Source organism: Streptomyces canarius (genome assembly GCF_014650735.1).
GTDB lineage: Bacteria > Actinomycetota > Actinomycetes > Streptomycetales > Streptomycetaceae > Streptomyces > Streptomyces olivaceoviridis.
This window is the reverse complement of record NZ_BMVN01000005.1, coordinates 203,081-216,750: the sequence shown is the minus strand read 5'-3', so window position 1 is coordinate 216,750 and position 13,670 is coordinate 203,081. Positions and strand designations below refer to the sequence as shown.

At 72.4% G+C, this 13,670-nt stretch carries 12 protein-coding genes and 2 pseudogenes; 7 read left to right on the top strand and 7 right to left on the bottom strand.

The genetic code is table 11. From position 1 onward, the window contains the following. Positions 1-228 precede the first annotated feature (228 nt). From IE294_RS09945 to IE294_RS09935, 3 genes are all read left to right on the top strand, one after another. Positions 229-870 (top strand): carbonic anhydrase, encoded by a 642-nt coding sequence (locus IE294_RS09945; RefSeq protein ID WP_189884392.1) that lies wholly within the window; start codon positions 229-231, stop codon positions 868-870. A gap of 625 nt (positions 871-1,495) precedes the next feature. Further along, a complete protein-coding gene (locus IE294_RS09940) occupies positions 1,496-3,424 on the top strand; it encodes a maleylacetate reductase and hydroxyquinol 1,2-dioxygenase domain-containing protein (RefSeq protein WP_189884390.1) in 1,929 nt (642 codons plus the stop codon). Positions 3,425-3,443: 19 nt separating this feature from the next. Next, a complete protein-coding gene (locus IE294_RS09935) occupies positions 3,444-5,216 on the top strand; it encodes an FAD-dependent oxidoreductase (protein ID WP_189884388.1) in 1,773 nt (590 codons plus the stop codon). A 446-nt stretch (positions 5,217-5,662) separates the two neighbouring features. Here the strand turns inward: IE294_RS09935 and IE294_RS09930 are convergent, their stop codons facing one another. From IE294_RS09930 to IE294_RS09915, 5 genes are all read right to left on the bottom strand, one after another. Next, entirely contained in the window at positions 5,663-6,532 is an 870-nt protein-coding gene (locus tag IE294_RS09930) for a helix-turn-helix domain-containing protein (protein WP_189884386.1), read from the bottom strand. A gap of 853 nt (positions 6,533-7,385) precedes the next feature. Next, positions 7,386-7,958, bottom strand: coding sequence for a phosphatase PAP2 family protein (locus tag IE294_RS09925; RefSeq protein ID WP_306433399.1), 573 nt, complete (start codon positions 7,956-7,958; stop codon positions 7,386-7,388). 324 nt (positions 7,959-8,282) lie between these two features. Continuing rightward, entirely contained in the window at positions 8,283-8,546 is a 264-nt protein-coding gene (locus tag IE294_RS47445) for a hypothetical protein (protein WP_229917088.1), read from the bottom strand. Positions 8,547-8,549: 3 nt separating this feature from the next. Further along, positions 8,550-8,684 (bottom strand): hypothetical protein, encoded by a 135-nt coding sequence (locus IE294_RS49010; protein ID WP_268252781.1) that lies wholly within the window; start codon positions 8,682-8,684, stop codon positions 8,550-8,552. A gap of 248 nt (positions 8,685-8,932) precedes the next feature. Then, a complete protein-coding gene (locus IE294_RS09915; RefSeq protein WP_229917116.1) occupies positions 8,933-9,124 on the bottom strand; it encodes a hypothetical protein in 192 nt (63 codons plus the stop codon). 166 nt (positions 9,125-9,290) lie between these two features. On the opposite strand from IE294_RS09915, the gene IE294_RS09910 reads away from it, so the two are divergent. Both IE294_RS09910 and IE294_RS09905 read left to right on the top strand, forming a co-directional pair. Next, positions 9,291-10,157 carry an alpha/beta hydrolase family protein gene (locus tag IE294_RS09910; RefSeq protein ID WP_189884382.1) on the top strand — a complete coding sequence of 289 codons (867 nt, stop codon included), beginning with the start codon at positions 9,291-9,293 and terminating at the stop codon, positions 10,155-10,157. 213 nt (positions 10,158-10,370) lie between these two features. Further along, positions 10,371-10,586 (top strand): annotated as a pseudogene (locus tag IE294_RS09905) (IS5/IS1182 family transposase); the annotation flags it as partial. 41 nt (positions 10,587-10,627) lie between these two features. Here IE294_RS09905 and IE294_RS49625 read toward each other — a convergent pair. Together IE294_RS49625 and IE294_RS49620 are read right to left on the bottom strand one after the other, a co-directional pair. Next, positions 10,628-10,990 (bottom strand): antibiotic biosynthesis monooxygenase family protein, encoded by a 363-nt coding sequence (locus IE294_RS49625; protein WP_229917115.1) that lies wholly within the window; start codon positions 10,988-10,990, stop codon positions 10,628-10,630. Between the two features lie 90 nt (positions 10,991-11,080). Continuing rightward, a pseudogene (locus tag IE294_RS49620) lies at positions 11,081-11,392 on the bottom strand (RidA family protein); the annotation flags it as partial. Between the two features lie 72 nt (positions 11,393-11,464). On the opposite strand from IE294_RS49620, the gene IE294_RS09895 reads away from it, so the two are divergent. Further along, positions 11,465-12,394, top strand: a complete 930-nt coding sequence (locus IE294_RS09895; RefSeq protein ID WP_189884378.1) for a LysR family transcriptional regulator — start codon at positions 11,465-11,467, stop codon at positions 12,392-12,394. Between the two features lie 599 nt (positions 12,395-12,993). Further along, positions 12,994-13,377, top strand: a complete 384-nt coding sequence (locus tag IE294_RS09890; protein ID WP_189884376.1) for a hypothetical protein — start codon at positions 12,994-12,996, stop codon at positions 13,375-13,377. The last annotated feature ends 293 nt before the right edge of the window (positions 13,378-13,670 follow it).

Below are 13,670 nucleotides of genomic sequence, written 5' to 3'. Positions count from 1 at the left end.
ATGACAGGACCGCTCCGAGCCGTGACGGCCGGTAGGCGCTTCCGGCGCGGGCAGCGGGCCGGCCGTACGGGACCGGGCGGCAGCGCCGCGCGCCGAGGTTCCGCAGCGGGGCGGCCACCCCGGGCCGGCGCCTGGGAACGACGCCCGAGCCGTGGGCATCACCCGACCCGGCGATGACCGAGGGGGCCAGGCGGTGCGACGACCGGGGCCGGGTTCTAAGCTGCGGTCATGACCGAGATCCAGACCTCGACGCCCCGCGACGCCTTCGAGCTGCTGCTGAGCGGCAACCAGCGCTTCGTCGCCGGCACCCCCGAGCACCCGAATCAGGACGCCACCCGCCGCGCCGAGATCGCACCGTCCCAGCAGCCCTTCGCCGTGCTGTTCGGGTGCTCGGACTCCCGGCTGGCCGCCGAGATCATCTTCGACCGCGGCCTGGGCGACCTGTTCGTGGTGCGCACCGCGGGCCACGTGGTGGGCTCGGAGGTGCTGGGCAGCATCGAGTACGGCGTGGACGTGCTGGGCTGCCCGCTGGTCGTGGTCCTCGGGCACGACTCGTGCGGCGCGGTCGGCGCGGCGTGCGCCGCGCTGGAGGACGGCATGACACCGGCCGGGTACGTCCGGGACGTCGTCGAACGGGTGACCCCCAGCGTGCTGGCGGCGCGGGCCGCCGGGCGGGTGGAGCCGGACCAGATTCTCGCCGAGCACATAAGGCACACCGTCGACCTGCTGCTGGACCGCTCCCGGGTGCTCGCCGAGAAGGTCGCCGCCGGTCAGGCCGCCGTGGTGGGCCTGTGCTACCGCCTGGCCGACGGCAGTGCACAGCTCGTCGCCTCGCACGGCCTCGACGCGGTGGTCCCCGCCGCGTCCTGACCACCCAGGCCCCGGCTGCTCGCAGTGACGCGCCGGGGCCGGAGGACACCGGAGGGGCACCGCCCGATGGCGCGCCGACCCGGCCCCGCGCCGACCCGGCCCCGCGCCGACCTGGCGCGGGACCCGGGACCGTGGGCAGCGGGGTGTGCCGGGGGGCGGGTGAACCGTCGTCTCCGACGACTGACGTAGCCGTCGAGGCTCCTGTCGGCAGGCACGACCAGCGGTGCCGGGCCGATGTCCGGGACCTGTCACCGAGCGACGGGCCACCTGGGAGCACGTCGGCCGCTTGGGGCTGATGCCCTCGACCCGGTTGCGCAGCTCGCTGAAGCGCGGGGTGCCCTCACCCGGGGCCTCGACGCTCAGGACCGCCCACTTGCCGGCGACGGCGTCGACTGGACCGCCGACACGATGCCCCCGCGGCTCCTTGCTGACCGAACCGGCTCCACCAGATCGCACTGACGCGGTGCACCGGCGCGGCAAGCCCCCGGTGCGCCGGCCCCGGAACACACGCGCGTTTCGTGCAGCGCGGCGCGCGCATTGTGCAGGACGACGTGCCGTCCTCCTCCGCACACTCGGTGATCCAAGCCATCGACGCACACCGGATGACAGGCGGAGGCAGAACTCAATGCGGACGTTCGTCCACACATCCCGTCCCTCGCGGGTCGTCTTCGGATCCGGCACGGTGAGCCGGCTCCGCGAGGAGGTCGAGCGGCTCGGCCGCTCCCGTGTCCTGCTGCTGTCCGGCCGGCCCCTGGCCCGGACCGCCACCCGGGTCCGCGAGGCGCTCGGAGACCTCGTCGTGGCGGAGTTCGACGGCGCCGCCATGCACACCCCGGTCGAGGTGACCGAGCAGGCGCTCGACGTGCTCACCCACGCCTCGGCCGACGTGATCGTGGCCGTCGGCGGCGGCTCGACGACCGGCCTGTCCAAGGCGCTGGCCCTGCGCACGGACCTCCCGCAGGTGATCCTGCCGACCACCTACGCCGGCTCCGAGGTGACCCCGGTGCTCGGCGAGACCCGGGACGGGCGCAAGGTCACCCAGTCCTCCCCGGCGATCCTGCCCGAGACCGTCGTCTACGACGTCGACTTCACCCTCACGCTGCCGCTGCCCATGACGGTGACCAGCGGCGTCAACGCCCTCGCGCACGCCGTCGAGGCCCTCTACTCGGCCGACGCCAACCCGGTGACGGACCGGCAGGCCCTCGACGCCATCTCGGGCATCGCGAGGGCGCTGCCCCGGCTGGCCGCCGACCCGGCCGACCCGGAGGCCCGGGCCGACCTGCTGCACGCCGCCTGGCTCGCCGGGACCTGCCTCGCCACGGTCGGCATGGGCCTGCACCACAAGCTGTGCCACACCCTCGGCGGCAGCTTCGGCCTGCCGCACGCCGAGACCCACACCGTCGTGCTGGCGCACGCCATGGCCTACAACGCACCCGCCGTCCCCGAGGTCATGCGCCGCATCGCCGACGCCCTGGGCGTACCCGACGCACCGAGCGGCGTGTACGACCTGATCGTCTCCCTGGGCGGCCCCACCTCGCTGCGCGAGCTCGGCATGGCGGAATCCGACCTGGCACGTGCGGCCGAGCTGGCCACCTCGACGCCGTACCCCAACCCGCGTGAACTGACCGCCGAGGGCATCGGCGAGCTGCTGGCCGGCGCCTGGCAGGGACGCCGCCCGCAGGGCCCGCCCTCGACGGAGGCGAAGCTGGCCCGGCTCACCGAGGAGGTGGTCGCCAGCTTCGCGCACGCCCCCGACCCCCGGGTCCGTACGCTGATGAGCGACCTCGTCCGGCACCTGCACGCCTTCGTCGCGGCCAACGACGTCACCGACGCCGAATGGCAGTACGCCATCGACTTCCTCACCCGCACCGGACAGCTCTGCGGCCCGACCCGCCAGGAGTTCGTGCTGCTGTCCGACACGCTCGGCGTCTCCAGCGCCGTGGACCTGCTCACCAACTCCCGCACGCCCGACACCACCCCGTCCGCGGTGCTCGGCCCCTTCTACGTGGAGGGCCCGCCCGAGACCGCGCTCGGCAGCGACATCTCCGGCGGCCTGCACGGCACCCCGCTGTGGGTGGACGTACGCGTCACGGACAGCGAGGGCCGGCCGGTCAAGGACGCGGTGGTGGACGTGTGGCAGTCCAACGAGGACGGCTTCTACGACGTACAGCTCCCCGATCTGGACGGACCGGTGCTGCGGGCCCGGCTGCGCAGCGACAGCGAGGGGCGGGTCACGTTCTGGTCCATCCTGCCCGCGCACTACCCGATTCCCGCCGACGGACCGGTCGGGCAGATGCTCGACGCGGTCGGCCGCCACCCCTACCGGGCGCCCCACCTCCACTTCATGTTCGACGCGCCCGGCCACCGCCGGCTCGTCACGCAGCTGTTCGTGGCCGGCGGAGCGTACCTGGACAGCGACACCGTCTTCGGAGTCAAGGACGAACTCGTCGTCGACTTCACACCGGGGTCCGGCCCCACCCCCGACGGCCGTCCGGTCGACGGCCAGTGGTGCCGGCTCGACTACACCTTCCGTCTCGCCCCCCAGGCCGGATGACCGAGGAGCGCACACACACATGACGACCACCGACCCGCTCGACGCCTACGACACCGACGTCCTCGTCGTCGGCAGCGGCCCCGCAGGGGGCTCGGCCGCCCTGCTGCTGGCCACCTACGGCATCCGCACCCTGCTGGTGACGAAGTACGGGTGGCTCGCCAACACCCCGCGGGCGCACATCACCAACCAGCGCACCATGGAGGTCCTGCGCGACCTAGGCGTCGAGTCGGAGGCGCTGGCCCTCGGCAGCCCCTCGCACCTGATGGGGGACACCGTGCTGTGCACGGCCCTGACGGGCGACGAGATCGGCCGCATCCGCAGCTGGGGCACCGGCCCCGCGACGGCCACCGAGTACTCCGCCAAGAGCCCCTGCGAGATGATCGACCTGCCGCAGACCTATCTGGAGCCGATCCTCGTCGACAACGCGGCGGCCCGCGGCGCCAAGGTCCGCTTCGACACCGAGTTCATCAGCTTCGAACAGGACGAGGACGGAGTCACCGCGCTGCTGCGCGACCGGGTCCGAGGCGACGAGTTCACGGTCCGCGCCCGCTACCTGATCGGCGCCGACGGCGGGCGCAGCGCGGTCGCCGAGCAACTCGGCCTGCCCTTCGCCGGTCGCATGGCCAAGGCCGGCAGCATGAACATCGTCTTCAAGGCCGACCTCGCCCAGTACTGCGCCCACCGTCCGAGCGTCCTGTACTGGGTCCTCCAGCCCGGCGCGGACACGGGGGGCATCGGCATGGGCCTGGTCCGGATGGTCCGCCCGTGGAACGAGTGGCTGCTGGTGTGGGGTTACGACATAGAGCAGCCGCCGCCGCGGGTCGACGAGGAGGCCGCGCGCACGATCGTCCGCGACCTCGTCGGCGATCCCGACCTGCCGGTGGAGATCACGTCGACCTCGCTGTGGACCGTCAACCACGCCTACGCCGAGGAGTACGCGAGCGGCAGGGTCTTCTGCGCAGGAGACGCCGTGCACCGCCATCCGCCGTCCAACGGACTGGGCTCCAACACCTCAGTCCAGGACGCGTACAACCTCGCGTGGAAGCTCGCGATGGTGATCCGCGGCGAGGCGGGACCCGCGCTGCTCGACAGCTACACGGCCGAACGCGCCCCCGTGGGGCGGCAGATCGTCGAGCGGGCCAACCTCAGCCGCGACCAGTTCGGACCGATCTTCGACGTGCTCGGCGTCGGCGGCGGCAGCGACGCGCAGGGCATCGCCGAAGGGATCGCGGCGATGCGGGAGCGCACACCCGAGGGCGCCAAGAAGAGGCGGCAGCTCGAAGAGGCGATCCAGCTGAAGAACTACGAGTTCAACGCGCACGGCGTGGAGATGAACCAGCGGTACGTCTCCACCGCGGTGCTCCCCGACGACAGCCCGGACGAAGTGTGGGCGGGCGACCGCGAGTTGGTGCACCAGCCGACGACCCGGCCCGGCGCCAAACTCCCGCACGCCTGGCTGGTCGACGCCCAGGGCGAGCGCGTCTCCACGCTGGACGTCGTCGGCCGCGGTGTCTTCACCGTGCTGACCGGTCTGTCCGGCGGTGTCTGGGAGACCGCCGCGCACGCCTGCGGCGACGCCCTCGGCGTACCGCTGCGCGTGGTCCGCGTCGGTGACGACAACTACCGTGACGCCTACGGCGAATGGAGCCGCCTCAGCGAGATCGCCGAGGACGGCGTACTGCTGGTACGCCCGGACGGACACGTCGCCTGGCGCCGGACCACCGCCACCGAGACCACCGAGGCGGCAGAGGAAGACCTCCTCGGCGCGCTCCGCCATGTCCTGGCGCGTTAGGGGAGGTTGCGAGGGGAGGTCCTCGGCGATGCCCTGAACGCGACAGGGGCGATGGGCCTCGCGGTGGTGTCGCACAACCGCGGGGCCGTCGGGCGGGACCTCCGCGCCCCGCCGACGGCGGAGGCATCGGCCGGGTCACGGGCTCCTCCGTCAACCGATGCTCCGTGCGGACGGTACCCACCACCGCCGGCAACGCCTCGCCGCTCAACGACGGGGTCGCGCGCTGCTGCTCGTCGACGAGGAAGGGAGCGCGGTGACCGGAGGCGAGCCGCCGACGCGAGTGCGGGCGGCGGCGATCACGGGCATCAAGCCGGTCGACGCGATCCGCAAGGTGCTCGCCAGGGCGGACCTCGACCCGTCGACCTGCACACCGTCGAACTCAACGAGGCCCACGCGCCCCAGGCGCTGGTGCCGGTGCTGGAGCGCTGAGAGCCTCGGCGCCCCGGTCAGCCGGAGCGGCGCAGCGCGGCGGGGGTGGTGCCGAGCCGGGCGCGCATCACCCGGGTGAGGTGCTCCTGGTGGGAGAACCCGCAGGCGACGGCCACCTCGGCGATCGGGTCGGTACCGGTGCGCAGCAGCCGGCAGGCCCGCTCCAGACGCAGCGAGAGCAGGAACTGGTGCGGCGACTGTCCCGTGCTCTTCCGGAACTGCCGGGTGAACTGGCTGGGGCTCAGCGAGGCCGCGTCGGCGAGGTCCGCGATCGGCAGCGGTTCGGCCAGCCGCTCCTCCATGAGCGCGCGGACGGCGGCGAGCCGGCGCACGGACAGCCCGGACCGGCTCTCCGCCGGCGCCGGCTCCCGGACGCCGTGCCGGCGGGCGAGCTGTGCGGCGAGCATCCCGGTCAGGTGGTCGGTGTAGGTACGGGCCGACGGCTCCCACGAGCGCACCGCGCCGGCCAGCGCGAGCACAAGCTGCTCGGCCAGGGGATCGGTGGTGCCGAGTTGCTCGGACAGTTCCACGGGCCGTCCGTCGTTCGCCTCGCAGAGCGCGTCGTCGGTGAGGTAGGCGTGGACCGTGTCGAGCGTGCCGCCGAGTTCGACGGCGAGAGTACGGCCGGCCGGTTGCAGGAAGAGCCCACCGGCCGGGATCGTCCGCGACCGGGTGCCCGCCCCGCGCCCCCGCCGCACGGTGACGGGGCCGCTCAGGTGCAGGATCAGCAGATGCGTGGGTGCCGGGTCGAAGGCGGCACGGTAGGGCTGCTCCTCCTGGGTGGAGAGGAACAGCCGCTCCCACCCGAGCCCGGCGCTGCTGTGCCGCGTCCGCACACCGGGTTGCCGCAGGATGCCGACCGTGTCGGCCAGACCGAGCTCCGCCATGGTGCGACCTCCTCGTGGCACCGAATGTGGTTGAACTATAAACCGCGGCAGGGGGAGTGGAAGACGGCGCACCCTGATTCCCCGGTCGATTCCCCGGTCGCGTCCGCCATGAGAAGCCGCATGACACGGCGGTCACCGTCGGTACCGACCCGCGGGGGCCGGTGAGACGCCCGAGGGGGCGGCGAACGGCTGCCCGGGCAGCGACGGCAACCGGGGCGACGACACACGGCCGACCGCCCGGCCACCCGGACGTCGACTCCTCGGAGGTTCCGGAAGACGCTCGCCGCCATGCCCTCGGTGCGGCTGTGCTGCCACACGTCGTACGCCCCACCCCGGGGACCGGACGCACGTGCGGCGGGGCAGGTGGCCGGGCCGCCACCGCCGTCCGACTCCGCGGTCAGGTGTCGCCGTGGCGGCGTCGGCCGCTGTGCCTCCGGGGCGGCCCCGGTGGACGGCGGGGCGAGTTCGAGGGCGGCCGACGGCGCCGGACGGTCACGGCGTACGACCGCCACGATCGGGGCCACTACGGCCGCCGAGCCCGCCAACTCAAGGAGAGACCGCACCGTGTTGAGCGGGGAGGCCAGCAGGCCGGCCGTCCTGGCGAGGCCCGCGGTTCGGTGACGGCGATCGGCATCATGAACAGGGCCGGCCCGACGGAGAACCCGGTCGCACTGGGCCGGCGCCTGGCGGCGAGCACCGTACCCGCCCCGCCGTAGAACGGTCGGACAGACGACAGGTCACTGCCACGGTGACGAGACCCCGAGCACCACGTGGCCGACACCCCTGTTCAAGCGCCGGGTCCTCCTCGGTGAGCACGTGGTCGGCGACGTAGCTGCCCGAGCGGAGGGCCCTGTCACCGCCACACGCGCAGCCCCAGCCGGGGAAGGTGCCTGACCAGCCAGGCGCTGACGAGCCCGATGGCGGCACCGGCGACGACGTCACTGGGGTAGTGGGCACCTGACTGCACCCGTTCCACGGCCACCAGCGCGGCCGGCACCGCGCAGACCGCCCCGGCCGACGGCCACGAGGGGGCAACCGCAGCGGTGAAAGCCAGCGCCGCCGCGGTGTGCCCGGAGGCGAACGACGAGGAATCAGGCCGGTCCTCCACCTCATCGTGAGGGATCCACTCCTCGGGTGGGCGCGGACGGTCGATCACCTGCTTGCACACACCGTTGCACACCAACTGCGCCAAGGTGAGAGCCGCCAGACCCGCCACCGCCGCCTTACGACCCTTCCACCCGCCGGCCCAGACCATCACCGCGGCAGCACCGCACCACAACTTGGTGGCTTTCGCCGATTCCTCCACCACCGACAGCGTCCGGTGGAGCCCGGGTTCCCGCCAGGAAGCCATCCGCTTGGTCAGACGACGGTCCATTTCGCGCACTGCGGCAAGCAACCTCATGACCTGCTGGTATCCCGCGCTCACCAGATCACGCGCGTCCGGATTCGACCACCGGCAGGGAGCAGCGACGGGCAGCCGATCGCCGGAACCTCCCCGTACCCTAGGTGCTCAACCGCCTGGCCCACCCACGGCCCGCCGTTGCCCTCACGCACGACCCCGACCGGCCCGAGTCGCACGTCATCGCGCCGCTGTACACCTCATCGAAGGCAGCGCTGACAAGGGCGGACAACGGGGTCCCGAAGTTCATGAGGAGGCCTGGGCGGGGTTCTCGCCGGCTTCGCGGGCAGGTGGGCACCGACGACGAAGCCGACGAGAGTACGGGGGCTCTGGGCACCGGGTTCCGAGCGGTCAGGCTTCCGCGAGCGCGGTGGCTGCCTCCTGGAACTCCGCGAGAACGTCGAGGAATCCGGTCCGGCCCCACAGCGTCAGCCCCAGAACGGTGACACCTACAGCAGTGATGTGGACGGCCCCGGTGAGGTCTCGGCACGACACCGCGCGCATCGCCGCCCGGTCCCCGCGGGCCCACGCCCGCGCCGCCTCGGCCACGGCGAACTCGTAGTGGGGCGGGGCGACTACGGCGACCTCGTCGGCCTGCCGCACCAGGTCGTCCAACCTCTACGGCCTGCCGGTGAGCTCCATGATGCTGATGGTGGAACGCACCAGGCCGTTCAGGATGGCGTACACCTGCAACGCGCCGCCCGCGTCCAGACTCTCCAGCGCCTCTCGGACCGCGCTGCCGTCGTGGTCCACGAGCCCCGGACCACGTCCATCGCGCGGTCGTGGGGCGTCTTGCGCGCTGTGTCCCCCATGCCGACCACCCTAGAGAGGCCCGGACGGGAGCGGATCGGTCTCTGGGCGCTACGTGTCTGAGAAGAAAGCACTGGGACCGAGGACCACGGGACCACTGTCCTACCGGCCCTTGACGGCTCCAGTGAGCCCGCTCCTGGCCGCAGGGGGCCGACGTGGACCGCGCCCAGGGCCCAGGGGGTGGGCGGACGTCAGCCGGCGGAACCGTCGGCGGACGGGGCGGCCTCGGCCGCGCGGCAGGCCGCACACACGACCTGCGCGGTGGGCCCGTAGCGGCGCGTCAGCCCCTGGCAGCGCGCGCAGTAGCCGACCTGGTTCGGAGTGCATCCGAGCAGCACGGCGGCTGCGGCCCGGTCCGTCGAAGGGTCGATGCGCCGAGGCATCTCCTCCACGTATCCGAATGTACGACCGTCCGCCGGTCGGGGCAGCTCGTAGGCCCCTGGGCGCTCACGCCAGGCCCGTGCCCGGTCCGGCGTGAGCGCGCCCCGTGCCTCGTCCCCCTGGCAGTGACCTGATCCTCATCGTTCGCGCCGAACCTACGATGTCGCCATGACGATCTCTGGGCAGCAGCCGCTGATACGCGTTCTGTACGACGAGTCCCGCAGTGACCTGCGGGATCCGGCTCGTCCGCGACCCGTCCGTATCTACCTGTGGGAGCCGAGTCATCCGCTGGCCCCCCTCGCCTCACTGGTCGTCGTCTCGCACGGCACCGGAGGCTCCGGCAGCAGTATGGAGTGGCTGGTAGGACCGTTGCACGCGGCAGGTTTCCGCGTCGTGGCCCTGGACCACCACGGCAACAACTTCATCGACGGCTACGAGCCGGAAGGCTTCCTGTATGTGTGGGAACGGCCTCGCGACGTCTCCTTCGTCCTCGACGTACTCGCGCGCGAGCAGCCCCTCGGGCCGGTTGGTGTGGCGGGTTTCTCCCTGGGCGGCTACACGGCGGTGGCACTCGCCGGTGTTCGTGTCGATCCGCGGATTCTGTGGGCGGTGATGACGGGGGCGGTTCCCCTGCCGGAGATTCCCGAGTTCCCCGGCGCACTGGAGGCGCTGCGGAAGAAGTACCCGCTGGACGAGTCGTTGCGGCACGCGCTCAACAGCGCCGGGGCCGACCTCTCGGATCCCCGGGTCCGGGCGGTCTTCCAAGTGGCTCCCGGAGTTGGCGGTCTCGTGACCCGAGAGAGCCTGTCGACGGTGCGGGTGCCGGTAGGCATTCGCTGGGGTGGAGCGGACACGGTCAACCCCTACGAGGTCGACACCCGGCCGTACCTGGATCACATCCCCACGGCAATGGGCTGCTCAGCCGGCCCCGACGTTCGCCACGAAGACTTCTTCCTGCCGGAACCTGCCAACCCCGCCGTCCGTGTACGGGTGGGTGGGGAGGCTGCCTCCTTCTTCGAGCAGCACCTTGCCTGAACCTCGCTCCGTTCGGGGATGGCGTTCTGCCTCGGCGAGTCGGGGCTGCTCAAGCTCCGGCCCCATCAGGGCAGGCAGTGTGCCGAGCGCGGCCGACGGCACAACTACCCTCAGACGGCGAGGAACAGCCAGCCGATGTCCCGCCCCGCCCCGCCACGGTGCGCGGAGGGACACGCTGGAGACGGTGTACTGGATCCCCGGGACCGCCCGGCCGGCCGCGGACCGCGGACGACGCGGGTGATCCAGGCCGACGCCGATGCCGAAGGCCGGATCGACTGGAGCGCGGTCGGCGTGGACTCCACATCAGCAGACCGGCTCGGCACCGATCGGATGAGGCTCCGGGCCGTTCACGGAGTGGGCTCACCTGCAAGATCCGCCTCGCTGTGAGGGGGGCGTCGCCCACTCGCCTTCGCTTTCGAGCCGTGGCAACCCACTGCGACAAGAGGGCCTCTCCAGCCTGCTGTCGGGCACTACGGAGTCTCGGCGCGCGTGAACCCGTGGCTCCGCTCCACTCTCGCCACATGCAGGGTGTAGCTCTCGTACCACTCGGCTCGCCCGCGCTGTTGCGCCGCGCGGTGCTCGACGTCGGTCCGCCACCGGGTGAGGGCGTCGGCGTCACGGAAGTACCCGACAGTGATGCCCAGCCCGCCAGGAGTCTGCGCGTGGTCCATCCCCAGGAACCCGGGGACGTCCTTCACCAGGTCTTCCATACGTGCGTTGGTCTCGCTGTAGCCGCTCTGGTCCGGGGTCCGCACCGTAGTGAAGACAGCCACGTAGTAAGGGGGTTCGTAGGCCTCGACGGGCGCGACACGAGCTACCGAGTGATCGCTCACGGCACCACCGTGAGGCGGGACGCGCCGCCGCGCGTCCACCTCTATTTCGATCTTCATCCGCGGGTCGGCGAGACCGCACACGAGCATCGTGGCGGCCGGCTGGACGTCGCCGAAGCAGCGGCGCAGGACCGGCCAGCAGGGCTCGAAGTCCTCGCGGTCGGGCAGCAAGTAGCGCACCCGCACGACGTCGGCGAAGGTGCACTTCGCCTCGGCCAGCGCGGCCTCGATGGTGCGCAGACACTGCTCGGCCTGCACCACCACGTCGTCGGAGATCGTCATGGTGGTGTAGTCGAAGCCGGTCGTCCCGGACACATGCACCCAGTCACCGTCGACCACGGCACGGGCATAGCCGATCTGCTCCTCAAAGGTCGAGCCGCTGAGGATCGCGTGTCGCTCTGTCATGCGCCGAACGCTAAGTGCCTCGTACAAATACGTCTAATACAGCTGAAGGCATGGCCTGATATCTCTAGGCGTATGGAGCGCCCCGAACTTCCCCTCCCGCAGTTGCACGCCTTCGTCGTGCTCGCCGAGGAACTGCACTTCGGCCGCGCGGCCGACCGCCTGGGCATCGCCCAGCCGCCGCTGAGCCAGCAGATCCGCCGCCTGGAGGACAAGGTCGGTCACGCGCTGTTCACCCGCGAACCGGGACGTGTCACGCTCACCCCGGCCGGCCGCGAACTGCTGCCCGCCGCCCGGCGGGCACTCACCGACCTCGCGGACGGCCTGGCCACGGCCAGGGCCGTCGGCAGCGGCCGGGCCGGCCGCCTACGGATCGGCTTCGCCGCCTCCCTGGCCCTGACCGTCCTGCCCGGCCTGCTGCGCACCTTCCGGCAGCGGTTCCCCGCCGTGCACCTGGACATCCACGAGATGACCACCGCTCCGCAGATCGCCGCCCTGCACGACAGGACCATCGACATCGGTCTACTGCGCGAACCCCCCACCGACGAGACAGGGCTCGGCTTCAGTACCGTACTCAGCGAGCCCTTCGTGGCCGTGCTGCCGTCCACCCATCCTCTGGCCCCCCACCGGACCGTACAGCTCGCACAGCTCGCGGACTCGCCCTTCGTGCTGCTGCCCCGCGCGGTAGGCCCGACACTGCACGACCAGATCATCGGCCTGTGCACCGCGGCGGGCTTCACACCGCGGATCGCCCAGCACGCGGTGGAGTGGCAAACCGTGTGCGCCCTCGTGGAAACCGGCCTGGGCGTCTCCCTGGCCCCGGCGAGCATCCGACGCATCCGCCTCAAAGGCGTCGCCTTCCGCAGGATCGAACCCGACACCGCCCGTACACGAGTGGCCGTCGCCTGGCGTGAGAGCGACCACAACCCCCTGGTCACACACCTGCGGGCGACCATCAGGCAAGATCCGCCGGACAGCACACCCAGCGCTCGCGGGTCGTCGTGAGGTTCATCGAACGGAAGCCACGGCCTCGGCCGTCCACCCGGGTTGTGCCTTCGCGGCCTTGGCAGACCCACTCCAGGACGACGGGACGACGCCGTCCTGCCGCCCCGCCTCGCCGCTCTCGTCCGTGCGGCGGCCGATCCCGATCCAGCCACCCGTCCGTCCGCGCGCGGCCTGGCCGAGGAGGGCTGCGCCCTGATGCCGTCCTCAGTGGGCGCGACCGCACACGTGCTGGGCGCGTACGTGGAGAACACCGTGGCTGGCGCCTGGACGCGGCCGAGGTGGAAGGTCAGCGACGCCTGGCCCGCCGAGGGCGGCTCGCACCAGCGCCGGTGGTGGTGGGCCGCGGCGGCCGGCACGACGGCCGCCGCGCCGGCGACCGCGGGCTTCCTCGGCCTGCACCGCCCACCGGACAGCCCGACCGCCGCAGGCCCTCGTCCCGCAAGCCCTCACACACGGGCGCGTCCGCCGCGGGCCCGGCCCCCTCGATCACCGGAGTGGTCCACTCGGCGCCGCCGCAGGCCCTACCGGAACCACCCCCGCCTTCCGGGTGCTTCGACGCCCGCTTCAAGCTCCCCGACGGGCCACGCTCCCCGCACTGCGTGCGCGGTGAGGAGCTCTGCGCGCTCGGCTCGCCGCTGTACCGCCAGGATCTGGACCGTCTGCGCGGCCGGCCGCACGAGGCCCGGCTGATCACGAACGACTACGCCCGCCCGCAGCGCGGCGGCTGCCTCACCACCGACTCCCAGTTCCTGCCCTGGAACAACGTGTTCGTCACGTACGTCCCCGGCGAGCAGCCGGCCGCAGCCTGCAACGCCACCCTCGACAAGGTGAGCGGCCCCAGGGCGTCCCCGCTCGCCTCGTGCACCGCCCTCCACCCCGGCACGCGGCTGACCTTCCGGGCCACACTCGTCGTCCCCGACCCGGCAGGCGGACGGCACCAGCAGGAGTGGAGCGCCTGCGTGACCGCCATCACCGGCGCATGACGCTCCGCGGCACGCAAGCCACCTCCGGCGGTCAGGCGCCCCTGTCGCTCGCGCGGCAGGCCTGCGCTAAGCCAGCCGGGCAGAGGTCCGCACGTGCGGCGGCAAAGTCCCGGAAGTCCCGGAAGTCCCGGTGAACCTCCGCACACCGCTGCTGGCCGGTGGACCGTCGGTCCGGTCGTCCGCTGACGGTGGTGCGCGGTGGTGTGCGGTTGTGGGCAGCGACGCCGGCTGACGTGTCCCGTCCGCGCCCCCCGTGACGTCCGGCGGCCGTGTGCGGGGCGCGCCGCCCGTAT

Bases quoted from the DNA above. Each gene is read 5' to 3' on its own strand.
- IE294_RS09940 (WP_189884390.1), top strand. From the start codon at position 1,496: ATGCGGACGTTCGTCCACACATCCCGTCCCTCGCGGGTCGTCTTCGGA.
- IE294_RS09945 (WP_189884392.1), top strand. From the start codon at position 229: ATGACCGAGATCCAGACCTCGACGCCCCGCGACGCCTTCGAGCTGCTG.
- IE294_RS09930 (WP_189884386.1), bottom strand. From the start codon at position 6,532: ATGGCGGAGCTCGGTCTGGCCGACACGGTCGGCATCCTGCGGCAACCC.
- IE294_RS09935 (WP_189884388.1), top strand. From the start codon at position 3,444: ATGACGACCACCGACCCGCTCGACGCCTACGACACCGACGTCCTCGTC.
- IE294_RS09915 (WP_229917116.1), bottom strand. From the start codon at position 9,124: ATGCCTCGGCGCATCGACCCTTCGACGGACCGGGCCGCAGCCGCCGTG.
- IE294_RS09895 (WP_189884378.1), top strand. From the start codon at position 11,465: ATGGAGCGCCCCGAACTTCCCCTCCCGCAGTTGCACGCCTTCGTCGTG.
- IE294_RS09910 (WP_189884382.1), top strand. From the start codon at position 9,291: ATGACGATCTCTGGGCAGCAGCCGCTGATACGCGTTCTGTACGACGAG.